At 70.1% G+C, this 26,994-nt stretch carries 25 protein-coding genes; 12 read left to right on the top strand and 13 right to left on the bottom strand.

The genetic code is table 11. The annotated features are described in order from the left end of the window. The first annotated feature begins 280 nt into the window (after positions 1–280). Together D7X12_RS19105 and D7X12_RS19100 are read left to right on the top strand one after the other, a co-directional pair. Positions 281–2,503, top strand: a complete 2,223-nt coding sequence (locus D7X12_RS19105) for a RelA/SpoT family protein (protein ID WP_120626708.1) — start codon at positions 281–283, stop codon at positions 2,501–2,503. An 81-nt stretch (positions 2,504–2,584) separates the two neighbouring features. Then, the gene (locus D7X12_RS19100) at positions 2,585–2,971 is read left to right on the top strand and encodes a RidA family protein (protein ID WP_120615792.1); all 387 of its coding nucleotides are present in this window, start codon (positions 2,585–2,587) and stop codon (positions 2,969–2,971) included. 100 nt (positions 2,972–3,071) lie between these two features. On the opposite strand, the gene D7X12_RS19095 is transcribed toward D7X12_RS19100, so the two are convergent. After that, complete coding sequence (locus D7X12_RS19095; RefSeq protein WP_120626710.1) at positions 3,072–5,024, bottom strand: DsbA family protein; 1,953 nt, start codon at positions 5,022–5,024, stop codon at positions 3,072–3,074. Positions 5,025–5,258: 234 nt separating this feature from the next. Here D7X12_RS19095 and D7X12_RS19090 point away from each other — a divergent pair, with 234 nt between their 5' ends. Next, positions 5,259–5,489 carry a sulfurtransferase TusA family protein gene (locus D7X12_RS19090; RefSeq protein WP_120626707.1) on the top strand — a complete coding sequence of 77 codons (231 nt, stop codon included), beginning with the start codon at positions 5,259–5,261 and terminating at the stop codon, positions 5,487–5,489. Positions 5,490–5,508: 19 nt separating this feature from the next. On the opposite strand, the gene D7X12_RS19085 is transcribed toward D7X12_RS19090, so the two are convergent. Continuing rightward, on the bottom strand, positions 5,509–6,420 hold the full coding sequence (locus D7X12_RS19085) for an ABC transporter ATP-binding protein (RefSeq protein WP_120626706.1): 912 nt from the start codon (positions 6,418–6,420) through the stop codon (positions 5,509–5,511). Beyond that, positions 6,417–7,283, bottom strand: a complete 867-nt coding sequence (locus D7X12_RS19080; RefSeq protein ID WP_244224642.1) for an ABC transporter permease — start codon at positions 7,281–7,283, stop codon at positions 6,417–6,419. The genes D7X12_RS19085 and D7X12_RS19080 overlap by 4 nt, the downstream gene beginning before the upstream one ends. Positions 7,284–7,502: 219 nt before the next feature. On the opposite strand from D7X12_RS19080, the gene D7X12_RS19075 reads away from it, so the two are divergent. Continuing rightward, complete coding sequence (locus D7X12_RS19075; protein WP_439329379.1) at positions 7,503–8,918, top strand: penicillin-binding transpeptidase domain-containing protein; 1,416 nt, start codon at positions 7,503–7,505, stop codon at positions 8,916–8,918. A 19-nt stretch (positions 8,919–8,937) separates the two neighbouring features. Here D7X12_RS19075 and D7X12_RS19070 read toward each other — a convergent pair whose 3' ends face one another. Continuing rightward, positions 8,938–10,131: a DUF4388 domain-containing protein gene (locus D7X12_RS19070; protein WP_120626703.1), complete on the bottom strand. Its 1,194-nt coding sequence runs from the start codon at positions 10,129–10,131 to the stop codon at positions 8,938–8,940. Positions 10,132–10,152: 21 nt separating this feature from the next. Between D7X12_RS19070 and D7X12_RS19065 the strand changes: the two genes are divergently transcribed. The 7 genes from D7X12_RS19065 (at position 10,153) to D7X12_RS19035 (ending at position 16,988) form a co-directional block, all read left to right on the top strand. Continuing rightward, the gene (locus tag D7X12_RS19065) at positions 10,153–10,431 is read left to right on the top strand and encodes a glutaredoxin family protein (RefSeq protein ID WP_120626702.1); all 279 of its coding nucleotides are present in this window, start codon (positions 10,153–10,155) and stop codon (positions 10,429–10,431) included. Between the two features lie 120 nt (positions 10,432–10,551). Further along, positions 10,552–11,505, top strand: coding sequence for a GGDEF domain-containing protein (locus tag D7X12_RS19060; RefSeq protein WP_208719139.1), 954 nt, complete (start codon positions 10,552–10,554; stop codon positions 11,503–11,505). A 46-nt stretch (positions 11,506–11,551) separates the two neighbouring features. Further along, positions 11,552–13,240, top strand: coding sequence for a sigma 54-interacting transcriptional regulator (locus D7X12_RS19055; protein WP_120626700.1), 1,689 nt, complete (start codon positions 11,552–11,554; stop codon positions 13,238–13,240). A gap of 124 nt (positions 13,241–13,364) precedes the next feature. Continuing rightward, a complete protein-coding gene (locus tag D7X12_RS19050) occupies positions 13,365–14,168 on the top strand; it encodes an NAD-dependent epimerase/dehydratase family protein (RefSeq protein ID WP_120626699.1) in 804 nt (267 codons plus the stop codon). Positions 14,169–14,200: 32 nt separating this feature from the next. Continuing rightward, positions 14,201–15,046 (top strand): anti-sigma factor, encoded by an 846-nt coding sequence (locus tag D7X12_RS19045; protein ID WP_244224640.1) that lies wholly within the window; start codon positions 14,201–14,203, stop codon positions 15,044–15,046. A 192-nt stretch (positions 15,047–15,238) separates the two neighbouring features. Beyond that, the gene (locus D7X12_RS19040; protein ID WP_439329378.1) at positions 15,239–15,754 is read left to right on the top strand and encodes a tetratricopeptide repeat protein; all 516 of its coding nucleotides are present in this window, start codon (positions 15,239–15,241) and stop codon (positions 15,752–15,754) included. Positions 15,755–15,851: 97 nt separating this feature from the next. Next, a complete protein-coding gene (locus D7X12_RS19035; protein ID WP_120626697.1) occupies positions 15,852–16,988 on the top strand; it encodes a 3-deoxy-7-phosphoheptulonate synthase in 1,137 nt (378 codons plus the stop codon). On the opposite strand, the gene D7X12_RS19030 is transcribed toward D7X12_RS19035, so the two are convergent. From D7X12_RS19030 to D7X12_RS42480, 8 genes are all read right to left on the bottom strand, one after another. Further along, positions 16,978–17,811 carry a prephenate dehydratase gene (locus D7X12_RS19030; protein ID WP_120626696.1) on the bottom strand — a complete coding sequence of 278 codons (834 nt, stop codon included), beginning with the start codon at positions 17,809–17,811 and terminating at the stop codon, positions 16,978–16,980. The two genes, D7X12_RS19035 and D7X12_RS19030, sit on opposite strands and share 11 nt — an antisense overlap. Continuing rightward, the gene (pheA, locus tag D7X12_RS19025; protein ID WP_120626695.1) at positions 17,804–18,943 is read right to left on the bottom strand and encodes a prephenate dehydratase; all 1,140 of its coding nucleotides are present in this window, start codon (positions 18,941–18,943) and stop codon (positions 17,804–17,806) included. The genes D7X12_RS19030 and pheA overlap by 8 nt, the downstream gene beginning before the upstream one ends. A 43-nt stretch (positions 18,944–18,986) precedes the next feature. Continuing rightward, positions 18,987–19,577 carry a DUF4291 domain-containing protein gene (locus D7X12_RS19020; RefSeq protein WP_120626694.1) on the bottom strand — a complete coding sequence of 197 codons (591 nt, stop codon included), beginning with the start codon at positions 19,575–19,577 and terminating at the stop codon, positions 18,987–18,989. Continuing rightward, positions 19,574–20,056, bottom strand: a complete 483-nt coding sequence (locus tag D7X12_RS19015; RefSeq protein WP_120626693.1) for an EVE domain-containing protein — start codon at positions 20,054–20,056, stop codon at positions 19,574–19,576. The genes D7X12_RS19020 and D7X12_RS19015 overlap by 4 nt, the downstream gene beginning before the upstream one ends. Before the next feature lie 51 nt (positions 20,057–20,107). Beyond that, on the bottom strand, positions 20,108–21,073 hold the full coding sequence (locus D7X12_RS19010) for a hypothetical protein (RefSeq protein WP_120626692.1): 966 nt from the start codon (positions 21,071–21,073) through the stop codon (positions 20,108–20,110). A 65-nt stretch (positions 21,074–21,138) separates the two neighbouring features. Then, on the bottom strand, positions 21,139–22,443 hold the full coding sequence (locus tag D7X12_RS19005) for a PQQ-dependent sugar dehydrogenase (RefSeq protein ID WP_120626691.1): 1,305 nt from the start codon (positions 22,441–22,443) through the stop codon (positions 21,139–21,141). Positions 22,444–22,478: 35 nt separating this feature from the next. After that, positions 22,479–24,509: an amylo-alpha-1,6-glucosidase gene (locus D7X12_RS19000; protein ID WP_120626690.1), complete on the bottom strand. Its 2,031-nt coding sequence runs from the start codon at positions 24,507–24,509 to the stop codon at positions 22,479–22,481. Further along, positions 24,506–24,760 carry a hypothetical protein gene (locus D7X12_RS42480; protein ID WP_147443720.1) on the bottom strand — a complete coding sequence of 85 codons (255 nt, stop codon included), beginning with the start codon at positions 24,758–24,760 and terminating at the stop codon, positions 24,506–24,508. Before D7X12_RS42480 ends, D7X12_RS19000 begins: the two co-directional genes overlap by 4 nt. Before the next feature lie 221 nt (positions 24,761–24,981). Between D7X12_RS42480 and D7X12_RS18995 the strand changes: the two genes are divergently transcribed. After that, positions 24,982–26,547 carry a phospholipase D-like domain-containing protein gene (locus D7X12_RS18995; RefSeq protein ID WP_120626689.1) on the top strand — a complete coding sequence of 522 codons (1,566 nt, stop codon included), beginning with the start codon at positions 24,982–24,984 and terminating at the stop codon, positions 26,545–26,547. A 122-nt stretch (positions 26,548–26,669) separates the two neighbouring features. Here the strand turns inward: D7X12_RS18995 and D7X12_RS18990 are convergent, their stop codons facing one another. Continuing rightward, positions 26,670–26,861 carry a hypothetical protein gene (locus D7X12_RS18990; protein ID WP_120626688.1) on the bottom strand — a complete coding sequence of 64 codons (192 nt, stop codon included), beginning with the start codon at positions 26,859–26,861 and terminating at the stop codon, positions 26,670–26,672. Positions 26,862–26,994 lie beyond the last annotated feature (133 nt).

The following is a 26,994-nucleotide window of genomic DNA, read 5'->3' as shown; positions in this document are numbered from 1 at the left end:
CGCCACGCTCGGCCACCTGCGTGCTGGCCGCACAGCACGCAGGTGGCCGAGCGTGGCGGGTTGTAGCCGTCACAGTTCGGGCAGACCACCGGGAGCGCGGACAGCAGGAGCTGAGACATGAGCGGGGGGCCAATCTAGGGGGGCGCGAATCGTCGGGTCAATGAAAGCCGGCGGGGGGTGTAGGCCCGCGCCACGGGCTCCAACGCCCGTGAAGGAAGTGCGATGTTCCAGGGTAACGTTGCCCCTGCTGTTTAGGGCAGTTACGATTGCCACCGCCTCGATGATTCGCCTGAACGACATCCTGCAGCGGGTTGCGTCGTACCACCCGGACCCCGACCTGGACATCATCAAGAAGGCGTACGTCTACTCGGCCAAGGTCCACCAGGGGCAGCTCCGGAAGTCCGGTGAGCCCTACCTGATTCACCCCCTGGAGGTGGCGGGCATCCTCGCGGAGCTCAAGCTGGACGAGGCGTCCATCGTCACCGGCCTGCTCCACGACACCATCGAGGACACGCTCGCCACGGCGGAGGAGCTCACGGAGCTGTTCGGGCCGGAGGTCGCCCAGCTCGTGGACGGGGTGACGAAGCTGTCCAAGTTCTCCGCGTCCGCGACGCTCTCCCAGGAGGAGAAGCAGGCGGAGAACTTCCGCAAGATGATCATCGCGATGGCGCAGGACATCCGCGTCATCCTCGTGAAGCTGGCGGACCGCACGCACAACATGCGGACGCTGGATCACATGTCCGAGGAGAAGCAGGCCCGCATCGGACAGGAGACGCTGGACATCTACGCGCCCCTGGCCAACCGGCTGGGCATCTCCTGGATCAAGACGGAGCTGGAGGACCTGTCCTTCCGCTACGTGAAGCCGCAGGAGTTCTTCGCGCTGGAGGAGCAGCTCAACAAGCGCAAGAAGGAGCGCGAGGCGTACATCGAGGACACCTGCGACCTGATGCGCGCCAAGCTCCAGGAGCGCGGGCTCAAGGGCGACGTCAGCGGCCGCTTCAAGCACGTCTACAGCATCTGGAAGAAGATCAAGTCGCAGGGCATCGACTTCGATCAGATCCACGACATCATCGCCTTCCGCATCATCGCGCCCGCGGTGCCCGCCTGCTACGAGGCGCTGGGCATGGTGCACCAGATGTGGAAGCCGGTGCCGGGGCGCTTCAAGGACTTCATCGCCATCCCCAAGCCCAACATGTACCAGTCCCTGCACACCACGGTGATTGGTCCGTTGAGCGAGCGCGTGGAGGTGCAGATCCGCACCGCGGAGATGCACAAGATCGCCGAAGAGGGCATCGCGGCGCACTGGGCCTACAAAGAGGGCCGCGCGCCCATCTCCAAGGACGACGAGAAGTTCGCCTGGCTGCGCCAGCTCATGGAGTGGCAGCAGGACCTCAAGGACCCCAAGGAGTTCCTGGAGACGGTGAAGGTGGACCTCTTCACCGACGAGGTGTTCGTCTTCACGCCCAAGGGCGACGTGCGCAGCCTGCCGCGCGGCGCGACGCCGGTGGACTTCGCGTACGCCATCCACTCGGACGTGGGCGGCCGGTGCGTGGGCGCGAAGGTGAACGGGAAGATCGTCCCGCTGCGCTACAAGCTGAAGAACGGCGACACCGTGGAGGTGCTGACGAGCCCCCAGGCGCACCCGTCCAAGGACTGGCTCACCTTCGTCAAGACGAGCCGCGCGCAGCAGCGCATCCGCGGCTTCATCAAGCAGCAGCAGCGGGACAAGAGCCTGCAGCTGGGCCGCGAGCTGGTGGAGCGCGAGTTCAAGCGCTTCCAGCTCAACTTCAACAAGCAGATGAAGTCCGGCGAGCTCAAGAAGGTCGCCGAGGAGCTGGGCTTCCGCGTCGAGGAAGACCTGCTGGTGGCCATTGGCTACGGCAAGGTGACGCCGCAGCAGCTGGTGCAGCGCATCGTGCCGCAGGACAAGCTGGCGCAGGCGGAGCCGCCCCCGCGCATGTCGGACGGCAACGGCAATGGCAACGGCAATGGGACGGGCAACACGTCCATGCTGCCGGGCCTGTCGCGCATGACGGACCTGGCCAAGCGGCTGGTGGGCCGCAACAGCCGCAGCGGCGTCCAGATTGGCGGCGTGGACGACGTGCTGGTGCGCTTCGGGCGCTGTTGCAACCCCGTTCCCGGGGACCCCATCGCGGGGTTCATCACCCGGGGGCGGGGCGTGACGGTGCACACGGTGGGCTGTGAGAAGGCGCTGGCCACCGACCCCGAGCGGCGCGTGGACGTGTCCTGGGACGTGAAGGGCGACTTCAAGCGGCCCGTCACGCTGCGGGTGCTGACGGCGGACCGGCCGGGCCTGCTGGCGGACATCACCCACACGTTCTCCAAGAAGAGCGTGAACATCTCCCAGGCGAACTGCCGGGCCACCGGCGATGACCGGGCGGTGAACACCTTCGAGGTCACCATCTCCGACCTCAAGCAGCTCACGGACCTGATGCGCTCCATCGAGCGGCTCACCGGCGTCTACTCCGTCGAGCGAATCTAACTTCAGGCGGGATGTGCTACAGCGCGCGGCGGACCCGCGGCCCCTGGTGTCCCCAGGGCCGCCTCACCCGAGGTGTGCTGCATGGCGCGCAAGGCAATCCACTCCGACGACGCCCCCAAGGCCATTGGCCCTTACTCCCAGGCCGTGCAGGTGGACGCCGGGAAGCTCACGTTCCTGTCCGGTCAGATTCCCCTGGACCCCAAGACGATGGAGATCGTCCCCGGTGACGTCGTCGCGCAGGCCGAGCGCGTGATGGAGAACCTCAAGGCCGTGCTCGCCGCGAGCGGCCTGGACTTCTCCCACGTCGTGCGCTGCACCATCTTCCTCACCGACCTGGGCGACTTCGCCAAGGTGAACGAGGTGTACGGCCGCTCCTTCACCGGCGCGCCCCCGGCCCGCGCCACCGTGCAGGTGTCCGCGCTGCCGCGCGGCTCCAAGGTGGAGATCGACGCCATCGCCGTCTCCTGACGTCCTGCACCGCAGGCGCTGGAAACACGAAGGCCGTCGGTTCCCGCTGTGGGAGCCGACGGCCTCGGTGCTTTTCAGGCTTCGGTGACGCGGGGGCGGACTACTTCGCGTCCGCCGCCATCACCACGCCGGCCTTCTTCAGCTCCTCGTCGATGACCCGCTTGAAGGCATCGAAGGGCTGGGCGCCCACGAGGGTGCGACCGTTGACGAAGAAGGTGGGGGTGCCGTTGGCGCCCACCGCGCTGCCAGCGGCCATGTCCGCTTCGATGTGCGCGTCGAACTTGTTGCTGTCCATGGCGGCCTTGAACTTCGCCATGTCCAGCTTCAGCTCCTTCGCGTACTTGTCCAGGGACTCGCGATCCAACGCGCGCTGGTTGGCGAACAGCTTGTCGTGCATCTCCCAGAACTTGCCCTGCTCGTGCGCGGCCATGGAGGCCATGGCGGCGGGCTTCGCGTTCTTGTGGAACGACAGCGGCTGGTGCTTGAAGGCGATCTTCACCTTGCCCTTGTACTCCTTCTCCACCTGCTCGAGCGTCGGCACGGCGCGGCTGCAGAAGGGGCACTCGAAGTCAGACCAGGCGACGATGGTCACGGGGGCCTTGGCGGCACCGCGCACCGGGGCGTTGCCCACGTCCACCTTCTGCACGGCCGGCTCGGCGGGGGCCGCGGGAGCGGCAGGCGCCGCGTTCACGTTGTCCTGGTTCAGCTTCGCGTAGAGGTCCTCCGCCTTGGTGCCGGCGGCGAGCGCCTTGTCGGCCTTGGCGATCTCCTCGTCGATGATGGGCTTGAAGGCCTCGAAGGGCTGCGCGCCCGACAGGAAGCGGCCGTTGAGGAAGAAGGCCGGCGTGCCGTTGGCACCCGCCGCGGCGCCGGCGGCCATGTCCGCCTCAATCTGCGCGTCGAACTTGTTGCCGTCCATCGCCGCCTTGAAGCGGCTCATGTCCAGCTTCAGCTCCTCGGCGTACTTGTCCAGGGAGGCGCGATCCAGCGCGCGCTGGTTGGCGAAGAGCTTGTCGTGCATCTCCCAGAACTTGCCCTGCTCGTGCGCGGCCATGGAGGCCATGGCGGCGGGCTTCGCGTTCTTGTGGAACGACAGCGGCTGGTGGCGGAAGACCACGCGCACGTCCTTGCCGTAGGTCTCCTTGATGCGGGTGAGGGTGGGCCCCACGCGGCTGCAGAACGGGCACTCGAAGTCGGACCACTCCACGATGGTGACCTTCGCGGTCGCCGGGCCGAAGGAGGGCGCGTTCGCGGGGATTTCAATCTTCTTCGCGGCGGCCACGGGCTCCTGGCCCTGGGCGGGACGCGAGGGGGCGCGCTCGACGCCCTTCTCCATGATGCGCGCGTAGACCTGCGACGGGGCGACGCCGCTCTTCACGAGGCCTTCGGCCTTGGCGAGCTCCTCGTCGATGAGGCCCTTGAAGTTCTCGATGGGCTGCGCGCCCGACAGGAAGCGGCCATTGATGAAGAAGGCCGGCGTGCCGTTGGCGCCCAGCTGCGAGGCCAGGGTCTGGTCCTTGGAGATGGCGTCGGACAGGCGCGACTGCTCCATGTCCGCCTTCCACTTCGCCACATCCAGGCCGATCTGCTTCGCGTAGGACTCCAGGCTCGCCGCGTCCAGCTTCTTGTTGTTGGCGAAGAGCAGGTCGTGCATGTCCCAGTACTTGCCCTGCTCACCGGCCGCGAGCGCCGCGAGGGCCGCGGGCTTCGCGTTCGCGTGGAAGGACAGCGGGTTCTGGCGCATCACCACGCGCAGCTTGCTGCCGTAGTCCTTCTGGAGCTTCACGACGGTGTCGTGCGCGCGGCTGCAGAACGGGCACTCGTAGTCAGAGAACTCCACGAGGGTGACGAGCGCGTTGACGCTGCCCTTCACCGGGGCGCCCTCGACGGGCACCTTGAAGACGGTGGGGTCCACCTGACGCGCCGGCTTGGCCGCCTGCGCTACGGAGGGGGTGTTGCTGGGGGTGGTGGCTTTCGAGCCGCTGGCGGCACGGCCGCCAACGAACCCGAGCACCAGGCCCACCAACAGGGCCACGATGACATTGGGCTTCATGGGTTGGGAATGCTCCTGCGCCATAGGTCCGACTCCGAGGGCCCAAGCGGGTGTCTGGGTAGGGAAAGGGCGGGGTACTTAACAGAGGGATTTCCAGACACGCAAGCCGCTACGACAGCCCGCGTCCGCCTGATCCAGAGGCCTCGAAGGGGCGGACAACGACGCGGTGTGGAGCGAAATTCCCTCTCAAGGCGTGTCCCCGGTCGTTCGGGGCCCATGTCAGGATGCAAGGCCATGGAAGCCGGTGTGCGAGTGGATACCTCCGGGGCGCTCTGCCCGGTGCCCATCCTGGAGATTGCCAAGGCGATGCGGCGGCTGGCCCCCGGGACGCTGGTGGAGCTGCTGTCCACCGACCGCGGGCTGGAAGCGGACCTGCCCGCGTGGTGCGAGGCCACTGGCAATGAACTTGTCCGCCTGGAGCGGCGCGGCGCCCACTATGTGGGCTGGGTGCGCAAGGCAGGGTGAGCGCCCGTAGGCCACGGGCCTACAGCAGCTGGAGGACGCGGTCCTCCAGGCGGCGGCCCCGGCTGACGCCGAGGATCAGCACCTGGTGTTGGATGAGGTGGCCGACGGTGCGGCTGATGACCTCTTCGGCCTTCTGGGCCTGGCCGTCGAAGCGCACCCGCAGCACGTCCGGGCCTTCCATGCGCGCGTCGGTGACGCCGGGCAGGGCGTTGATCTCCGGGATGATGACGTCGCCCCGGGCAATCTGGACGCGGAACTCGGCGCCCTGGCCGGTGAGCTCCGCCATGGTGCCGGCCTGCGCGAGCGACCCCTTGTCGAGGATGGCGGCCGCGTCGCACAGCTCCTCCAGCTCCTGGAGGTTGTGGCTGGAGACGACGACGGTCTGCGTGCCCTTCATGTCCTTGATGAGCTGACGCACCTGCGCGGCGATGCGCGGGTCGAGTCCCGCGGTGGGCTCGTCCAGGAGCACGAGCGGCGGGCTGCCCATGAGGGCCTGGGCCATGGCGGCCCGCTTGGCCATGCCGTGGCTGAGCGCCTGCGTCTGGACCTTCCAGGCCTCCATCAGCCCCACCTTCTCCAGGGCGCTGCGCGCCTCGTGTTCGGGCTGGGGCAGGGCGGACAGGCGGGCCCAGTACATGAGCAGCGCGCCCACCTCCCAGCCCGGCGGCAGCACCGCGTCCTGGGGCAGCGCGCCCACGCGGCCCTTGAGGGCGCCGGGCGTGGTGGGCGACACGCCCATCACCTGGAGCGAGCCCTCGGACGGGTAGAGGTAGCCGCACATCATGGAGAACGTCGTCGTCTTCCCGGCGCCGTTGGGACCGATGAGGCCGAACACGTCCCCCTGGCGCACCTGGAGGCTCACCGCGTTGACGGCGACCTTGGGGCCGAAGTGCTTGGAGACGCGGGTCAGTTCGATGGCCAGCTCGCTCACAGGTCCCTCGCGCGCAGGACGCCGTAGGCGCCCACCAGGAAGATGGCCGCGAAGGCGGCATAGGCCGCGCCGCTTCCGGCGAACTCGGCGAGCCTCGGGTGCAGCAGGTTGCCCGAGTAGTTGGACGGGGACAGGTAGCGCAGGAAGCGCAAGGAGTTGGTCTCGGTCGGGGCGCGCGCCACGGAGTCCATCAGCCAGAAGACGAACAGCAGGATGAAGTTGAAGACGAGGCTCACGGCCGGGCTGCGGAAGAGGCTGGAGCACAGGGTGGTGAGGGCCACGTACGCCAGCGAGAAGACGATCGTGGCGGTCCAGAACTTCAGCAGGTTGACCACCAGCACCGCGAAGCCGAAGTCGGGGTTGAGGATGCGCGCGTAGACGAAGATGGCCAGGTCGATGACCAGCACCAGCGCCAGCAGCAGCGTGGCCTGGGAGAGGAACTTGCCCAGCAGCACCGACGAGCGGCGCGCGCGCACGGTGAGGTAGCGGATGGAGCGCGGGCCCACCTCGCCGCTCACCTGGTCGAAGCCCATCAGCGCGATGTAGGCCGGCAGGAAGAAGAGGGAGATCTTGAAGACGACGAGCACCACGATGGGCACCTGCGCCAGGGCCTCCATCATCGCGGCGTCGTTGCTGGTGAGGAAGCCCAGCACCCCGCGGTGCAGCTCGTCCGCGGCGCGCGCGGTGACCTCCGCGTCGGCGCCGACCTCCTGCAGCTTGTTGTTCACCTGGCCCTGCAGCTCGCGGGTCACGAAGCCCACGACGAGCAGCACCAGCGCGGAGAACATGCTGTAGAGCCCGAGCAGCACGAGCGCGCGCCCACTGCGCACGGCCCTGCGCAGCTCCGCCGCCCAGATCACCACAATCTCTTTAGGTCCGTCCAAGGTGCACAGGACCCTACTGGACCTGCAGGCCCCTTCCCAGGTTTCTCCCGGACGATGGCGAGCAGTCGAGGGAGCAGGCCGTGGACAGCGGCCTGCCAGCGACTAGGATTCGACGGCTTGCTCCCTGCCCCCCAAGGAGAGCCCCTTACCTTGACGATTCGCCGCCTCCTCGCCGCCCTGCCGCTGCTTCCCCTCTCGATGTTGCTGGGCGCCTCGGCGCCGGGCCCCGATGCGGGCTCCGCGCCGTCCGTGACGACTCCCGCTGTCCCCTCCGACGCCCAGACGCTGGCGGCGGCCGTGGAGGCGATGGGCACGGACGCGGGCCCGGTGGGAGCCCGTGCGCTGGTGGAGCGGGTGGAGGCCGAGGCCGCCTCCGTGTCAGCACCCTCGCCAGACGAGCCGCGGCCGGTGGATGCCCGCGCGCTGGCGGAGGCGCTCACGCAGAAGGGCGACCTCACGTTCGAGCCCGGCATGGTGCCGCCGCAGCCGGTGCCCTCGCGGGAGAAGGCGCCGCCGTTCGGCAAGCTGCAGGGGCTGCCCCGCGCGCAGGACCTGGTGGCACGCGCGAAGCTGGAGGGCGGCAAGCTGGTGGTGAAGGGCGGCAAGAGCGCTCCGGATCAGGTGCTCACCATCGACCCGGGGCTCCAGGCGTCGCTCACGAAGATCATGCAGAACTACCAGGTGCCCTACGGCGCCGCGGTGGTGTTGGATCCCTCCACGGGCCGCGTCCTGGCGATGGCGGAGCACTCGGAGGCGAAGCCGGAGCTGCGCGGGCTGCCCGTGCGCGCGGTGTTCCCCGCCGCGAGCATCTTCAAGATCGTCACCGGCAGCGCGCTCCTGGAGGCCGGCGTGTCCCCCGACACCGAGGCGTGCTTCCACGGCGGCAAGCGCAGCCTGTCGGAGCGGCAGCTGCAGGACAGCGACCGTGACGGCGCCTGCTATTCGCTCGCGCTGGCCATGGGCAAGAGCGCCAACGTCATCTTCGCGAAGCTGACGAACAAGCACCTGAGCGCGGACGCCCTCAAGCGGATGGCGGCGCGCATGCGCTTCAACCGCGAGATTCCGTTCGCCCAGCCCCTGGACGTGTCGTTGGCCTACATCCCGGAGGACGGCTTCGCGCTGGCCAACACCGGCGCGGGCTTCGGGGACGTGTACCTGTCGCCGCTGCACGGCGCGCTGCTCGCCGCGGTGGCCGCCAACGACGGCCGCTGGGTGGATCCGGTGCTGGTGGAGCCCGAGGCCTTCATGCCGGCGCCGGAGCCGGAGCCCGTGCTCACGCCCACCGCCGCGCGCGAGCTCACGCGGATGCTGGAGGAGACCGTCACCCACGGCACCGCGCGCAGCGTCTTCCGCGAGCGCGGCTTCCAGGTGCCGGACGCCGTGGGCAAGACGGGCACGCTCGCGGACCGCGAGCCCTTCCGCGACTACTCGTGGTTCGTGGGCTTCGCGCCCAAGGACAACCCGCGCGTCGCCGTGGCCGCGCTCATCGTCAACGAGCCCAAGTGGCGCATCCGCGGCTCCTACCTGGGCCGCGAGGCGCTGCGCCTGGCGCTGGAGCGCATCCCCGCGCCCGTGGAAGTGACGGCCCCGGCCGGCGCCGCCGGCAAGCACTGACGCTCCCGCAGGCGCCGCTTCAGGACAGCGGACGCGGGGTGAGCTTCACGAGCCCCGTGTCCACGAAGCCCTGGAAGAACTTCAGCGCTTCCAATTCTTGAAGCGGCGAGACGTGCACGATGGCCGCCACGTCCCGCTTCCCGTCGATGCGCGACAGCAGGTAGCGCTCCGGTGAGGACAGGGGCAGCGTCTTCAGGTGCGGCGCCGCCACCAACAGCGTCGGCACCCGCGAGGGCTCCATCAGCGCCTTGCGCAGGTCCGCGAGCAGCCGGGCCTCCGCGTCGCGCAGCAGCTTCTGGGTGTGCTCGGACGGGGCAATCTCATGCGCCCGGCGGGCCAGCGCCTCGCCGTCGCGCAGGTTGCCCGCGTCGAGGAAGAGCTGGGCGGCCTGGAGCACCTCGTCCGACGAGGACTCGGAGCCGATGATGCCTCCGGCCGCGTCGTCGTCGTCATCCTCTTCCACCACCACCACGGTGGGCGCGCCGCGCTCCGGGGCGGGCAGGGGCGCCTCGTCCGACACCTTCAGCGCGTCCTGCCGGTAGAGCGCGTAGAGGCGCTGGTAGAGGAAGAAGTCGGTGGCGTGCAGGGCGAGCGCGATGCCGTCGATGCTGTGACCTTCGCGCGCGAGCTGGACGATGCGGTCGTCCATGCTGCCCGCCTTGAGGTCCGTCAGCTTGCGCTCGTTGATCTCCAGCCGCACCGCGCCGGAGGGGAACACCGCGCGGATGGCCTGCCACGCTGTCTCGCGGAACTCGCCCTCGCGGTGCACGTCCAGCAGGTCCACGCTGACGTCCAGGCCCTCCAGCTCCGGGGCGTCATCCGTGGCGCGGAAGTCGAAGCCGCCTTCCTCCCAGGTGAAGGCGTCCAGCAGCATCTCCCGGAACTTGTGGGAGAGCGTGGTGCGCACGGTGGCCTCCGTCACGGAGCCCGTCATGATGAGGATCTTCCCCAACAGGATGTGCGTCTCCGCCTGGGTGGCGAACGCGCGATCCAGCTGGTCCTCCGTCAGGTGCCCCATGTTGATGAGGAACTGACCGAAGTACTCGCGCGGCTGGTTGGAGCTGGCGGTGATGACGTGGCCTTCGCGCAGGAGCAATTGCTTGCGCACGTCTCCCCGCTCCACGTTCAGGGTGCCGGTGGCCCGGCGATTCCCGAGGTGGACGACCAGGTCCTTGAGGGGCATCGTCGAAAAATCACCAGACACGCCGCGCATCGAACGCCCATCCTGCAACGCATGCGTGTCGATATCTACTCGAAACCCAGTTGCTCCCTCTGTGAGAAGGCACTCGCCGTGGTGGAGCAGGTCCGGGCACGGGTGCCCTTCGAGCTGTACATCACGGACATCCGCCAGAGCCCTGAGTTGTTCGAGACCTGGCGCAACGACATCCCGGTCGTCCTCATCGAGGGCGTGCCCGTCTTCAAGCACCGCGTGGCCGCCGAGGTCCTGGAGGCCCGCCTGCGTGGGGTGATGAATGGCACACCCATTGCTAAAACCGTGGGCCAGGATGGGTAACAAAGTGCCCTTCTCCAAGAAATCCGAGGGGATACGAAGGGCGCAGAAGTAGCGGGGCTGTAAATCTGGGCGGTCGGGAGGGGCGGTGGGGCAGAAAATGCTGGAAAGGAGGGCACGGCGGTGGGCTTGAAGCGCAAGCGGACGGGAAAGTCGGGCCAGCCTCCTACGGTGTTGCTGGTGGAGCCTCGGGCGGAGGATCTGGAGCGCACCCGGGCGCTGCTGGGTGAGGCGGGCTTCCGCGTGGTGCCGCTGACGCGCTTCGATGCGGCGGTGCCGCTCTTCGAGGTGATCCGCCCGGACGCGGTGCTGCTCGCCGCGCAGCCGCCGGACTACGGCGCGCTGCAGGTGGCGCGGCGGCTGCGGCAGGTGAGCCGGGGCACGGTGCCCATGATGTACCTGGTGGATTCACACGACCGGGACGCCTGGCGCTTCTGCGTGGAGAAGGGGCAGTGCGTGGACGTGGTGGCGCGCACGGTGGACGGCCCGGAGCTGTCCATGAAGCTGCACGCGCAGATGAAGCTCAAGCAGGCCGTGGAGCGCGTGGCGGCGGGCGAGGAGGCCGGCACGGCGCTGGCGCTCCATGATCCGGTGACGGGGCTCTACAACCGGCCCTTCCTGCTGGCCCTCATCGGGCTGGAGGCCCGCCGCACCGAGCGCTACGGGGGCAGCTTCTCCGTGGTGGCGGCGGAGGTGAGCGGGTGGAGCGCGGTGCGCAAGGAGCACGGCAGGGCGATGGCGGAGCGGCTGCTCGTCTACAGCGCGGTGGTGCTGGGGCAGACGGTGCGCGAGGCGGATGCGGTGGCGCGGGTGGGGGACAGCGAGTTCGCCATGCTGCTGCCGGGGACGCCCGCGGAGTCGGTGCCCGAGGTGCTGGCGCGGGTGGAAGCACGGTTCGAGGCAGCGAGGTTCCAGATGGAGGGTCGCGTGGTGCGTACGGCGCTGGAGCTGGGAGCGGTGAGCTTCCCGGACACGGTGGGGGCTCCCACCCAGTTGCTGAGCGCGGCACTGCAGACCTTGAGGCGTACACGCGAGATTCGGCGGGCGGCCGGTCCGGCCCGGCTGTTGTCGATTTGATGCTGATCACGAGGGTTTGATGCACAGGGCGAGCGGAGGCGTGGGGATGGATCGGATCGCGGTGCTGGTGGTGGATGACGAAGAGTCGGTGCGCACGTTCCTGTCCGAGCTGTTGGGCAGCTCGGGTTACCAGGTGCGGTGTGCGTCGAGTGGTTCGCAGGCGCTGGAGATGCTCTCCGGGGGCTCCTTCGACGCGGTCCTCCTGGACGTGGTGATGCCGGAGATGAGCGGCCTGGAGGTGTTGCGCCGCTACCGGAGCAATGGCGGCAACGCCCCGGTCATCGTGCTGAGCGCGCTGTCCGGCGCGGACGATGCGGTTCGCGCCCTGAAGATGGGCGCCTCCGACTATCTGGCGAAGCCCTTTGGCAACGACGAGCTGCAGGACGTGCTCGCGCGTGCCCTGGGGACCCGCGTGCCGGAGCGGCAGACCGCCGCGCCCGCGCCCCGCGTGGTGCTGACGCGGGCGGAGGCCGCGGCGGAGGCCCGCGTGCTCATCTCCACGTCACCGGCCATGCGCCGGGCCCGCGCGCTGGTGGAGCGCATCGCGGACACGGACGTGCCGGTGCTGCTGCTCGGTGAGTCCGGCACGGGCAAGGAAGTGATTGCCCGTGAAATCCACGCGCGCAGCCAGCGCCATGGCCGTCCCTTCATCAAGGTGAACTGCGCGGCGCTGCCGGGCGAGCTCTTGGAGAGCGAGCTGTTCGGCCACGAGCGCGGTGCCTTCACGGGCGCCACGGCGGAGAAGCCGGGCAAGTTCGAGCTGGCGGATCAGGGCACCATCTTCCTGGACGAGATTGGCGAGATGGCCATCCGCCTCCAGGCGAAGCTGCTCCAGGTGCTGCAGGACGAGGAGTTCTTCCGCGTCGGTGGCAAGAAGAGCGTCCGCGTGGACAGCCGCGTGGTGGTGGCGACGAACCGCGACCTGGAGAAGGAGATCGCGCTCGGCAACTTCCGCGAGGACCTCTACTACCGCCTCAACGTCGTGGCCATCCGCCTGCCGCCCCTGCGCGAGCGCCGCGAGGACGTGGTCCCCCTCACCGACCACTTCCTGAAGAAGTACGGCAAGGGCTTCATGGAGGGCATCTCCGAGCTGCCCACCGAGGTGCTCCACGCCTTCACCAGCTACGAGTGGCCGGGCAACGTGCGCGAGCTGGAGAACATGGTTCGCCGCCTGTGCGTGCTGAAGGACCCCACGCTGGTGCTGGATGAGATCCACGGCGGTGGCCGGACCCCGGCGAGCGCTCCGTCGCTGCCCACGTCCTTCGGCGGTGATGACTTCAGCCCTCCGCCGTCGCGCCACTACCATCACGAGGAGTCCGCGCGCGTCTTCGCGTCCCCGCCGTCGCATTCGCATGGCCCGTCCTCGAACTCGGGCGTGCAGGTGCTGGAGATGCCCGCGCGCGGCACCTCGATGACGCCCGTGCCGGTGGCCGTGGCGTCGGACGCCCAGACGTTCAACGCCGCCGTGACGCCGCCTGCGCCGCAGCGCTACGCCAACCCGTTCGACGCGCCGCAGCCGCCGCCTCCGCCGCCTCCGACCGGGGAGCTGTCGCTCAAGGACATTGGCAAGCACGCCGCGATGCTCGCCGAGCGCGAGGCCATCCTGTCCATGCTCCAGCGGACCGCGTGGAACAAGCGCCGCGCCGCCGGCAAGCTGCGCATCAGCTACAAGGCGCTGCTCTACAAGATCAAGGAGTGCGGGATCATCGATCCTCGCGCGAGCGCTGAGTTCTAGCGCTGTCCCTCCCGCATCCTCGTGATGCGGGAGGCCCCTCAAGGCACCACGGCCCTTCTTCCGGATGACGGAAGGAGGGCCGTTTGCTTGCGCGTGGCAGGGGTTGCCCGATATCGCGTGGGCCATGACCGCTCCGCTCGTGCTGCTCGGCTGTGGCTATACGCTGACCCGGTGGGCCCTGGTGCAGGCCCGGTCCGGACGCGAGGTGATCGCCACCACGCGGGACGCCACGCGCCGCGCGGTGCTGGAGGGCGCGGGCGTGCGGGTGCTGCCGCTCGACGATGCGCTGTCGCGGACTCCGGGCGCGCACGTCGTCGACTCCGTGCCTCCGGACGCCGGGCTGGATGCGCACTTCGCCGACGTGTTTTCGCGCGCACGGCCTTCCCGGCTCGTCTACCTGTCGTCCACGGGCGTGTATGGCGCCGCACGGGGACAGGTGGATGAGACGACGCCCGTGGATACGACTTCGGCTGTCGCTCGGGCCCGGTTGGAGGCGGAGGCGCGCTTCCTGCCGCTGGGCGCGAGCGTGCTGCGCATCGCGGGCATCTACGGTCCAGGGCGCGGCACCACGGGCCGGCTGAAGGCGGGCACGCTGCGCATCCCCGAGTCGGGTGGGGGACGGCTGTCCCGCATCCACGTGGATGATCTGGTGGACGCGGTGCGCGTGGTGCTCGAACGGGGCGCTCCGGGCGAGGTGTATTGCGCGGCCGACCGACGCCCCGCGACGCAGGAGGAGACGGCGGCCTGGCTCAGTCAGCACCTGGGCCTGCCCATGCCCCCCCGGGTGCCCCTGGCGTCGCTCCACGAGTCCCTGCGCGGAGACCGGGCCATCCTCGCCGCGAAGCTGGAGGCCCTGGGCTGGACGCCGCGCTACCCGGACTTCACGACCGGCTTCGTCGCGGCCCTGGAGGAAGAGGCGCGGGGGTGACACTCCCTCCAACGCGCGGTGTTGGGTTGCTCGTGAGACGAGGAGACCCAGATGACCTGCCGCCCCGCGCTCGCCTGCCTGGCTGGCGGCTGGAGCGCTTCCTCCTGGACGAGCTGTCGGCGCACGAGCGCGCGGAGGTGGAAGCGCTGCTGGCTCGGGACCCTGATGCCCGCGCGTGGTTGGACGCGCTGCGCACGGACACCCGCCGCATCCTGGAGGCGTATCCGCCCGCCCGGGTCGCGGCCGAGGTCGAGCGGCGCCGTCGGGGACAGGAGTTGAGACGGCAGGCCGCTCCTCCTTCACACGCGGGGTCGGGTGCGGGCCGGTGGTTCGCGCTCGGGGCTCCCGTGGCCGCGATGCTGGCAGTGCTCGTGTGGGACGCGTCCCGCGGGCTTCCGGAGGACTTCGTCTCAGCGCCTCCCTTGGCGTCCGTGCTGGGAGAGACGGTGCGCATCAAGGGCGATGCCCGGATGTGGATCCACCGTCAGGGGGCAGGGGGTGCGGAGCTGCTCTCCGATGGCGCCTTCGCCCGGGCGGGGGACGTGTTGCAGTTGAGCTACCTCGCGGCGGATCAATCGCATGGCGTGGTGGTGTCGCTCGATGGACGCGGCGTCGTGACGCTGCACTTCCCCGCGCATCCTGGCGATTCCACCGCGCTCCAACCCGGTGGCGCGGTGCCGCTGTCCCAGGCCTACGCACTGGATGATGCGCCGGGCTTCGAGCGCTTCATCCTCGTGACCGGGAAGGGCCCTCTCGATGTCGCCGCCATCCTGGAGGCCGCGCGACGTCTGCCTACGCAGGACGCGCGGCTGGCGCTGCCGGAGACCTTGCGGCAGACCTCCATCACGCTTCGCAAGGACCCAGCCGCAGCGCGTTGACGAACTCGAACGCGGAAACGCGATGGGTGCCATCAGCCGGGGACGGGGCGCGCCTTTGCAGAGCGGACACCCCGGGTGACAGGCTTGCGCTTTCGGCCGCGTGCGGTCGCGCGGCGCGCCACCCTGTCCGCTGGGGGATCGATGTCCAGGTCGTTGTTGTTCGCGGCATTCAATGAGGGCGTCCACCGTTCCATGGCTGGCGACCACCAGGCCGCGGTCCAGTCCTTTGATCAGGTCCTCGCCGTGGATCCCCGCCACTTCCCCGCGCTCACCGCGAAGGCCTTCGCGCTCAAGCAGTTGGGGCGGAACGAAGAGGCCCTGAAGGACTTCCAGCACGCCATCGAGCTGGACCCCACCGCGGCGGACCCGCACCGTGAAGCCGCGCTCTGCCAACTGGCGCTGGGGGAGCCCGAAGCCGCCGCCCTCCTGATGGAGCGCGCCGTCCAGCTCAACCCCACCCCCGGCTACCGCGAGGCCGCCGCCATCGAGGTCTACCACCTGGGCAACGCGCTCCTCACCCAGGGGCGGCGGCCGGACAAGGCCCGCTACCGGCTGGCGAGACAGACCTTCGAGCTGGCACTCGAGCTGTCTCCCGCCTACGTCGAGGTCGCCAGGGCCCTGGCGGATGTGTGGGAGCACCTGGGAGATCCTGCGCAACAGGAGCACTACGCGCACCTGGCGATCCGGTTGCGCCCCGCCACCTCCTGAGCTTATTCCGTATAATTTTCCTATAAAGGCGGAGGGAAAGGGCGCAACGGCGGTGTTCAATGCCGAGCAGTCGCCTTTCTTCAGGAGAACCCTTCGCATGATCGTGATGCTCGAGCCGGATTCCCCGGAATCCGTCGTGAACGCCGTCCTCCACCTCGCTTCGCAGTACGAGGGCGTCACCCCCCGCGCGCACGTGGTCCAGGGCGCCGAGTCCACCATCACGGAGCTGTACCTGCTGGGCTCCACCGCGCAGGTGCCGCTGGAGCCCTTCCAGCAGCTGCCCGGCGTGCGCCAGGTCGTGCGCGTGTCGCAGAAGTACCGGATCATCGGCCGGCATGGCGGCCAGCGCACCACGGCGGGCTTCGAGTACAACGGCGTCACCTTCGACGACCGCTCGGTGAACATCTTCGCGGGCCTGTGCGCGGTGGATTCGCTGGAGAGCGTGGACTCGATGATGGCGGCGCTCGCGCGCTGCGGCATCAACACCACGCGCATGGGCGCGTACAAGCCGCGCACCAACCCGTACGAGTTCCAGGGCCTGGGCGCCAAGTGCCTGCCGTGGGTGTTCGAGTCCGCGGGCAAGCACGGCATCAAGGTCGTCGCGATGGAGGTGACGAACCCGCGCCACATCGACGAAATCAACGACGCGCTCAAGCAGGCGGGAAACCCCACGGGCGTCATGCTCCAGGTGGGCACGCGCAACGCGCAGAACTTCGAGCTGCTCAAGAGCATTGGCCAGCAGCGCGCCTTCCCGGTGCTCTTCAAGCGCGGCATGGGCATCACGCTGGAGGAGTCCCTCAACGCGTGCGAGTACGTGGCGAGCGAGGGCAACCCGAAGATCGTCTTCTGTCTGCGCGGCGTGAAGACGCACCTGGGCGACCCGCACCGCAACATGGTGGACTTCGCGCACGTGCCCGTGGTGCGCAGGCTCACCCGCATGCCGGTGTGCGTGGACCCCTCGCACGCCATCGGTCGCGCGGAGGCCCCGCCGGACGGGCTGCCGGACATCTTCCACGCCATCGGGCAGGGGCTCATCGCGGGCGCGTCCATGGTGCTGGTGGACTTCCACCCGCACCCGGAGATCGCCCTGTGCGACGGGCCGCAGGCGCTGCGCCTGGAGCAGCTGGGCGCGCTGCAGCGCTACACGACCATCGTGCGCGGCGCGTACACGGAGGCCGTGAAGAACGGCGACGGGACGGCCAGCAAGGCCCCTGCCGCGCAGGTCAGTCGCTGACCGTGTAGCTGCCGAGGACCTGGAGCGACGTACACACGCTCCGGGCCTCCTCCAGGGCGGCGCGCACCTCTGGCACGTCCTGCGCGCCGTCCACGTCCAGGCACCAGCGGTAGTCCCAGGCGCGCACGCCGCCCGGGCGTGACTCCAGCCGCGCGACGTTCACCCCTCGCGCGGCGAAGGCCCCCAGCACGCTCGCGAGCGCGCCGGGCCCGTCGTTCAAGGTGAGCACCAGGGACGTCTTCCACCGGGTGCCGGGCCGTGGAGGCAGGGCCGGGCCCACCGCGAGGAAGCGGGTGGCGTTGTCCGGTGAGTCCTCGATGCCCTCCGCGACGATGGCCAGGCCGTACAGCTCCGCCGCGGCGCGGCTGGCGATGGCCGCCGTGCCCTCCGGGGCCTCCTCGCTCACGCGCCGTGCCGCCACCGCGGTGTTCACCTCCGGCACCGGCTGGAGGTCGTGCCGGCGCAGCCAGCTCGCGCACTGTGCCAGCGCCTGGGGATGCGACAGCGCTCGGGTGAGGCTCGCGAGCGGGCGGCCCGGCGGCGCCAGCAGGCAGTGGCGAACGCGCAGGCGCAGCTCTCCGGACAGGCGCGGCGTGAACTCCAGGAGCAGGTCCACCACCTCCGCCACCGGTCCCGCGAGCGCGCTCTCCATGGGCACGACGCCGCCGTCCACGCGGCCCTCCGCCACCGCCTCGAAGACCGCGCGGAAGCTGGGGCAGGGGACCAACACCGCCGAGGGACCGAAGAAGGCGCGCGCGGCCTCGTCGCCGTACGCGCCCCGCTCTCCCTGGAAGGCGATGCGACGGGGGCCACCGTCATCCATCGATGGGCTCCGCTCGCGGGTACGTGCCCAGCACGCGCAGCGACGACGTGAGGGGACGCAGGTCCTCCAGCGCGGCCGTCACCGACGCGGACGCGGCGTGGCCCTCCACGTCCAGATAGAAGCGGTACTGCCACGGCGCGCCGGGGATGGGGCGCGACTCCAGCTTGGAGAGGTTCACCCCTCGCTGCGTGAGCCGTTGCAGCACCTGGCCCAGCGCGCCCGGGCGGTGCTCCAGCACCACCATCAGGGACGTCTTGCAGGGCACGTCCGGCGCGAGCGGCGTGGGCTGGCGCCCCACCTCCACGAAGCGCGTGAAGTCCGCGCCGGGCTGCAGGTCGCTGGCGAGGACCACGAGGCCGAAGCGGTTCGCCGCGGACTCGCTGGCGATGGCGGCCACCGTCACGTCGTTGCGCTCCGCCACCGTGCGGGCGGCGACGGCGGTGTCCGGCCCCAGCACCGCGCGGGCCCATGGAACATGCGTGCGCAGGTAGTCCTCGCACTGCGCCAGCGCCTGCGGATGCGACAGCACCTCGCGCAGGTCCTCCAGCTTCGCGCCCTTCACGCCCAGCAGCCGGTGATCCACCTGGCTCACGACTTCGCCGGTGATGACGCCATCGCCCGCGGCGAGCACGTCGTACGTCTCGTTCATGCTGCCGGCGGTGGTGTTCTCGATGGGCATCAACAGCAGGTCCTGCTCGCCGCGCTTCAGCGCCTCCACGGCGTGCCGGGCGGAGTCGAAGCCCGTGAGCAGCACGCCGCCCGGACGGTGGGCGTAGCGCTGGCGTGCGGCCAGGTGGCTGTAGGAGCCCTCGACGCCCAGGTAGCCGACGCGCAGGGGCGTGGTGTCCAGCCTCGTCACCAGCGCCTGCTGACGGGCCACGGACATGTCCAGGATGACGCGGTAGAGGCGCTCCACCTCGTGCGGGTCCAGGCCTCGCTCCGCCGCCCGGCCGCGCAGCTTGCGCAGGAGCAGGTCCTCGCGCTGCGGGTCCCGGAAGGGCCAGGCCGTCACCAGCTTGGCGCGCGCCACGTCGTCCGCCAGGGCCATGCGCCGCTGGAGCGCATCCAGGATGTCCTCGTCGACGCGCTCGAGCGTCGCCCGCAGGGTGTCCAGGTCGGGGATGTCCGTCATCGCCAGAACATAACAACTCGCGTCAGGGAGCGGACCACCACCGTCACATCCCCAGGCGGCGGGCGACCTCCGCCGGCACCGGGTAGACGGCCTCCTTCGGCAGCAGGCGGGTGGCCTGATCCGCGCGGCCTTCGTCCAGGTGCTTGCGCAGCTTCTGCACGAGCGGCGTCAGGTCCGTGATGGACACGGTCCACTCCTCCACGAAGCGCTGGATGACGGCGCGGCTCAGCCCCACCTGGATGCTGTCGTGGGGCAGGCCCGCACCGCGCAACGTGCGCTCCGGATCCCACTGGACGATGACGGGCGCGGCGTCGAACGCCTTCCGCCATGCGTCCGGCGAGGGATGGACTCCGGGCTCATGGCTGGTGAGGACGGCGCTGGCCAGGGCCTCCTCCCAGCCCGTGCGGCGGATGCGCACGGCGAGCGTGCGCTCCTGTCCGCTCTTGCGGCCCCAGTTGGAGCGCTCCATCAGCCACAGGAAGCTGGGTTTGATCCACGTCATCCGGCCCAGGGAGAAGGGCGGGCCGAACTTCTGCTGCTTCACCGCCACGTCCGCGATGGCGTCCGGATAGGCCTGGTACATCACGATGGACGCGCGGTCGAAGTCGGCGCGGACTTCGCGCGCGGCGCTCACGGACGGGCCCGCGGCTTCGGCTTCGGCTTCGGCTTCGGCTTGGAGGCGGCGGCTTTCGGCAGCTTCGTGCGGCTCATCTCGAGCAGCAGCTGGAAGTGCTCCTCGGGGGTGGGCGTCACGCTCAGGCGGCTGCGGGTGAGCAGCGGGAAGTCCTTGAACGCGGGCGTGGCCTTGATGGTGGCCAGCGTCACCGGGGCGGTGAAGGCCACGACGGGCCCCACCTCCACGCAGGCCCAGTCCTCACCGGGCGCGGTGGGATCTGGCCCCGGCTTCGTGAGCACGCACGCCACGCCGACGACGGCCTTGTCCTCGTTGGAGTGGTAGTAGAGGCACAGGTCCCCGGGCGTCATGGCCCGCAGGTTGTTGCGCGCCTCGAAGTTGCGCACGCCCGTCCACTGCGTCCTGCCGTCCGCTTCCAGCTGCGCGTACGCGTAGACGGAGGGCTCGCTCTTGATCAACCAGTACCGGCCAGTCGCCATGGGGCGCACCCTATCGCAGGGCCGGGTGGGCGAGGCCAGCGCGACGAGCGCTCAGGGCCGCTGGCGCTGGAAGAGGTCGAGCAGCTGCCCGTTGTCCATCCCCTGGACCTCCTGCCGCGTGGGGTCCTCCTCCGTGTAGCCCACCCGCTGTGCCGCATCGTTGAGCCCGGAATGGAGCGTCCGCACCGCGGCCCAGGTGCTGCGGTCGTCCTGGGCCAGCGAGCAGGGCAGGGGCGTCAGCAGGCTGGCCATCTGGCCCGGCTCCAGTTCGTTCGGCAGCTCCTGGAAGGACAGCCAGGCGTCCCGGGGGATGTCCACGGGGACCGTCGGGTCGATGTAGCGGGCCACCACGGGGAGCGTCCGCACGTCGACGCCTCCCATCACGGTCGGCGTGGAGCGCGTGGGCCGGCCGTAGGTCAGGGACGACATGTCGATCTGCACGGCGCACATCTCAGGATGCATGGACAACAGGAGGGAGTCACCCTCGCGGATGTCGAGCACGAAGCGCTGCGGCTGCTCCATCGCCAGGTCCTTGAGCACCACCTCGTGGTGCCCGCTCGGCACCGGAAAGACGAGGTGCTGGCCGATGTGAACGGTCGGTTCCACCCAGACCCCATCCATCGACAGACGGACATCCTTCAAGGGGCGGGTGCTGACGGCCACGACGTGGAGCTGGCCCCCGTCGTCGTTGCTGACGACCAGGGCGACCCCGAGCGCCAGGAGGGGGCCCGCCGCGAGGAGCACCAGCGCGGCCTTCCACTTCCCCAGCAGGGCGAGCCCCTGCCGCGGAGGCGGCAGTTCGGCCTGGGACCTGGGGGCCGTGCCCGGCTGGAAGGCGCCCAGCAGGGTGTCGTTGGTGGACTCCGTGGGACCCCTGGGCGTTGGAGTGGAGTCCTCGTCCTCCTCCTTCCGCTCCTCCCACCAGGCGATGAGCCACCAGATCAGGGCGGCGATCGCGACCATGCACAGCGCCTCGAGCAAACGTCCCTGCAGGATGAGCTTGAGCAGCCTGAGCACGGATTCCCCCCGGGTGACGACGTCTGCCCCCAGGGGGACTTCTTAGGATGGCGGGATTTTGGACGTCAACCCGGCGTGAGCTTCCACAGGCGGCCGTTCGAATCATCCGTGAGCACGTAGAGCGCGCCGTCGGGGCCCTGGACCACCTCGCGGATCCGCGCGCCGCGCTCCGTGAGCAGGCGCTCCTCGCCCACCACGCGGTCGTCCTTCATCACGAGCCGCACGAGTGCCTGACTCGACAGGCCGCCGATGAAGATGTTGTCCTTCCACTCGGGGAACAGCGTCCCCGAGTAGATGGTGAGCCCCGAGGGGGAGATGACCGGATCCCAATAATAGACAGGCTGCTCCATGCCGGGGGCCTGCGTCGTCTTGTGGATGGGCTCTCCCGAGTACTCCTCGCCATAGCCAATCGTGGGCCAGCCGTAGTCCTTGCCGGCCTCGGGGCGGTTGAGCTCGTCGCCGCCGCGCGGTCCCATCTCCACCACCCAGAGCCGCTGCTGCGCATCCAGCGCCGCGGAGAGGATGTTGCGGTGTCCGGAGGACCAGATCTCCGGCCGCGCGTCCTTGCGGCCCATGAAGGGATTGTCCTGGGGGATGGAGCCGTCCGGGTTGATGCGGACGATCTTCCCGAAGTCGCTCTTGAGGTCCTGCGCCTGCACGCGGCCCGGGAGGATGGAGCGCTCACCCAGCCCGACGAACAGCTTGCCGTCCGGAGTGAAGACGAGCCGCCCGCCCGCGTGCAACGTCGACTCGAGCGTGGGCTGCATGCGGAAGATGATCTGGAGGCCCTCGATGCGCGGCTTGGGTCCGTCCACCAGCCGTGCCCGCGCCACCGCGAGCCCGTTGCCGCCCTCACGCGGCTCGTAATACGTCCAGTAGATGAGCCCGCTCTTCGCGTAGTCAGGCCCCACTTCGACGTCGAGCAGACCGCCCTGTCCCCGACCATCCACTCTGGGGAGGCCCGCCACCGCAGGGGACTTCTTGCCCGCGGCGGTGACGATGTAGAGCGACCCGGTGGGCTTCTCCGTGACGAGGAAGCGGCCATCCGGAAGGAACGCGAGCGCCCAGGGCTTGTTGAAGCCCGAGGCCAGCTCCGTCACCACGATGGGCGTGCGCGTCTTCACCGCGGGCGCGCGCGTCTGGCCCGGGAACGCGGGCTTGAACTCCGGGACGTTGGGCGGCGCCGTCTCCACGGGCGCACCCGTGGGGATGGCGCCCGTGCGCGGCACCGACTGCTGACTGTCGCCCGCGCGGCCCGGGGCCAGGTTGCCTTCCTGTCCCGGCTTCGGTCGGGGTGTCTGTCCATTCGCTTCGGGGGAAGTGCCCAACAGCAGGGCGGCGAGGGCCGCGGTCGTCAGTCCAGTGCGCATGGTTTGCAACGCTCCGTTTTGAAAAGGTCTGAACGTCAGCCCACGTTCGTCTTGCTGAACACCCGCAGCGCCTCCGCCACGCTCCACGCCTGGGCGAAGCAGCCGCGCGGATGGTAGGGCTCCGTCGCGTCGAAGATCTCCGAAATCTGTCCGATGCCCGCGTGCGACAGGTGGTCCTCCATGCCCGCCAGCAGCGCGCGCGCCGCCTTCAGGTCCGGGGTCACCTTCAGCGTCGCGTCCACGTAGTGGCCGATGAGCCAACCCCACACCGTGCCCTGGTGATAGGCCGCGTCGCGCGCCCGCAGGTCGCCGTCGTACTTCGGTTTGTAGTCCTTGCTCCCGGGCGCAAGACTCCGCAGCCCCACGGGCGTCACCAGCTCGCGCCGCACCACGTCCAGCACCTGCGCCCACCGCTCGCGCTTCAACACCGGGTGCCGCAGGGAGATGGCGAACACCTGGTTGGGCCGCACGTGCGGATCCTCGCGGCCGTCCTCTCCGTCCACCACGTCGAAGAGACACCCGGCCGCCTCATTCCAGAAGCGCTGGTTGAAGCTGGCCTGCGCGCGCTCCGCGGCGGCCTGGTACGGGGCCGCGTCCTGCCCCAGCCGGTGCGCCCAGCCCGCCATCAGACGCAAGGCATTGAACCAGAGCGCGTTGATCTCCACCGCCTTGCCCCGGCGCGGCGTCACCACCCAGCCCTCCACCTTCGCGTCCATCCAGGTGAGCTGGTAGCCCTCCTGTCCCTGGCGCAGGAGCCCGTCCGTCGGGTCCACCCTGATGTGGAAGCGCGTGCCCTTCTGGTGGTGCGCCACGATGTCGCTCAGCGTGGGGAACAGGTCGCGCAGGAGCGCGTCGTCCCCCGTCTCCTCCAGGTAGCGGTCCACCGCGTGGAAGAACCAGAGCGTCGCGTCCGCCGTGTGGTAGACGCCGTCGTTCTCCCCGTCCGGGAAGTAGTTGGGGATGAGGCCGTCGCGCACGTAGTGCTGGAACGTGCGCAGGATGGCCGCCGCCTCGCGGTAGCGCCCCGTGGCCAGCGTCAGCCCGTCCAGGCTGATCATCGTGTCCCGGCCCCAGTCGGTGAACCATGGGTAGCCGGCGATGACGCTGCGCGCGTCCAAGCCCATGGACCGGGCCCAGGCCGCGTCCGCCGGGCGGGGCGGGTCGATGATGAATTGATCCGCCGCCAGCACCAGCCGGGCCGGCACCCCCGTCTGCGCATGCTGCGGGGCGCGCTCCAGCAGTCGCTGCTGGCGCAGCAGCTCTCGCTCGAACACCACGGCCGGCTCGCGCTCCAGGTTCGCAGCGCTCTGCGTGGTGAGCCCGAAGCCCAGCGTGCCCCCCGGCTTCAGCGTGGCGGCGAAGAAGCCCGGCGAGTGCTGCACCTCCGTGAAGTCATACCCGCGCGCCTTCTCCACGCGCAGGTGCTGCGGCGTGGACGTCTCCTCCAGGCTCACGAAGGGCGTGGGCCCGTCTGAGTACAGCCGGATCCGCATCCGGGGACCGTCCTCGCCGATGCGCAGCTCCACCAGCGGCCCGCGCAGCGTGACGATGGCGTCCGCGGCGTTCGTGGGCAGCGGCCCGTCATGCGGGCGCAGCACCGGGAAGGGGCGCAGGTGCAGGGTCACCTCCGGGCCGGCCAGGTGCTCCCACTGGATGAACACCGTGTCCTCTCCGTGCACCATCACGAAGCGGCGCCGGAGCCGGGCCTTGCCCACGGCGTAATCCCAGACGGGGATGAGCCCCTCCAGGTGGAAGTGCCGCAGGTGACGGGCGCCGTCCTCCACCGCCGTGCCGTCCGCGCGCTCCTCGGACGTGAGCCGGTAGCGCTGCCCCTCCACGAGGGCCACCTCCTCCAGCCGCGCCATCAACACGGTGCGGCCCAGCTTCTCCAGCGTGGGAATGAACAGGCCGTGGTAGCGGCGCGTGTTGCAACCCACCACCGTGCCGGAGGCGTAGCCCCCGCGACCGTTGGTCAGCAGCCACTCGTGGTACACGCCGACGCCGAAGTCGGCGCCGTCCTTCCAGTCGAATGACAGGCGGGGCAGGGCAGGGGCAGTGGCATTCACGCCTTCGTCTCCTCCTCGCTCGTCAGCACGAGCGCGGTCTGACCGGGTGGTGGCAGCCGTGCATCATCCGGAATCGGCGGCGTGCCCATCCCGCCGTGGCGGGCCTGATCACTGGACAACAACAGCCGCCCGCTTTTTCCCGCTGGGAGCGCGAGCAACGGTGCAGGACAGGGCTCCGCGTCCAGTCCCGTGCCCGGGTAGAGGCAGACAAGGCGGTCGCCCTCCTGCCCGCCATCCGAGGAGCACAGCACCAGCGCCCGCGGTCCGTCGTCAGGGCGCCCGGTCGGCGGCAGGCCCTCCAGGCCCTCGCTGTCACCTGGAGGATGGGGGCCGCCCTGAGCGCGGGTCGCTTGCGACGGACTGCCCGGGAGCGCACCTCAAATCGAGGACCTTCTTCGACCTTCTTCGCGGGCAGCGCTCCCCTGGAGTAGAGGAGGGTGTCCGCCCCATCCGGACGTGGAGGAGACGCGGCGTGGCCATCGTGAAATCGACGGGCATCAGCGGGCCCCAGCGCGGGCTGGCGGAGCAGGTCTTCTCCCGGGCCGCGGGCGCACCGCTCGTGCCGGGCAACGCCGTGAACCTGCTGCGCGACGCGCGTGAGAACTACCCCGCGTGGCTCTCCGCCATCCACCTGGCCCGCCACTCCATCCTCTTCGAGAACTACATCATCGAGGATGACGACGTGGGCCGCTCCTTCGCGCGGGCGCTGGAGGCCCGCGCGCGCGACGGCGTGCGCGTGCGCGTCCTCTATGACTGGCTGGGCTGCCAGGGCAACGCGTCCCGGAGCTTCTGGCTCAAGCTGCGCGACGCGGGCGTGGAGGTGCGCTGCTTCAATCCCTTCCAGTTCGACAGGCCCCTGGCATGGCTGGGCCGCAACCACCGCAAGACGCTCACCGTGGACGGCGAGGTGGGCTTCGTCTCCGGCCTGTGCGTGAGCCACAAGTGGCTGGGCGTCCCGGAGAAGGGCGTGGCCCCGTGGCGCGACACCGGCCTGGAGATCCGCGGCCCCGCCGTGGCGGACCTCGTGCGCGCCTTCGCCCAGGGCTGGGGCACCGTGGGGCCCGCGTTGGACGAGGAGGCCTGTCTGTCCGACCGCGCCCCGGCGGAGCTGGGGGACGTGGCCCTGCGCGTGGTGGCCGGAGTGCCGTGGAGCGCGGGCCTGTTCCGCGTGGATCAGCTCATCGCGTCCCTGGCCCGCAAGCGGCTGTGGCTCACCGACGCGTACTTCGTCGGCACCGCCGCCTATGTGCAGGCGCTGCGGGCCGCCTCGCGCGACGGCGTGGACGTGCGCCTGCTCGTGCCCGGCAGCAGCGACATCCCCGCGCTGCGCCCCCTCACCCAGGCCGGCTACCGCCCCCTGCTGGAGGCGGGCATCCGCGTCTATGAATGGAACGGCACCATGCTCCACGCGAAGACGGCGGTGGCGGATGGGCTGTGGGCGCGCGTGGGCTCCTCCAACCTCAACCCCGCGAGCTGGCTGGGCAACTCCGAAATTGACGTGGCGGTGGAGGACCCCCACTTCGCCCGGCAGATGGAGTCCATGTACATGCAGGACCTGGAGCACGCGACGCAGGTCGTGCTCGGCGGAAGGGACCGGCGCCTCGTGCCCGCGAACCCGCGTCCGCTTCCCCGCTCCCGGCGGGGCGCCTCCGGCCAGCGCGGCAGCGTGAGCCGCGCGGCCGCGGGCGCGATGCGCCTGGGCAACACGGTGGGCGCCGCCGTCTCCAACCACCGCGAGCTGGGGCGCACGGAGTCCAAGGTCGTCTTCATCGCGGGCGTGGTGCCCCTGCTGTTCGCGGGCGCGGCGCTGTGGTGGCCGCAGGCCGTCGCCGTGCCGGTGGCGGCCCTCTGCGCGTGGGCCGGCGTGGCCCTGTGGAGCCGCGCCCTGCGCCTGCGCCGTCAGGAAGCCGAACACCCCGAGGAGCCCCGGCCCGTCGCGGAAGCAGAGCTGCCGCCCGTGCCCGAGGCGCAAGCGCCACGCCTGCTGACGGAAGCAGAGCCTCGCAACGCACCGGAAGCGGAGCGGCGTCAGCCCTGAAGCAACGGCGGTGAAGCCGTGAAACGGGGGCCCGCGGGCCGGAGGGGAGAAGCGCAAGCCGCGCTTCCCCGTCGCGGTCCGGGCCCGGGGCCCCGTGATTCCTACAGCCCTACAGCCTGCGCTTACGCCTGCTTCGCGACGCCGACCTGCTCCGTCGCCTTGCCGTTGAGCAGCGCGCTGCCTCCATAGAGGGCCAGGCCCACCATGCCCAGCACGCCCGCCTCGATGCCCGTGCCCATCGTGGCGCCCATCAATCCCACAACGCTGGTACCCACCATGAAGACCAACCCCATCGCCCCAGCCGCCTTGCCCATCCGTGTTCCCCCTCGTGACTGAATTGGACCCCTGAACCACTACCTCTGTCCGACGCTCACACCCCTCTTCAAGAGCCGTGCCGTCGCGTTGGCACAGGGGGACCCCGGGGGCGGACACCGTGGAGTGGAAGGT

Source organism: Corallococcus sicarius, assembly GCF_003611735.1.
GTDB classification, from domain to species: Bacteria; Myxococcota; Myxococcia; order Myxococcales; family Myxococcaceae; genus Corallococcus; species Corallococcus sicarius.
This window is presented reverse-complemented; position numbering and strand designations above follow the sequence as displayed.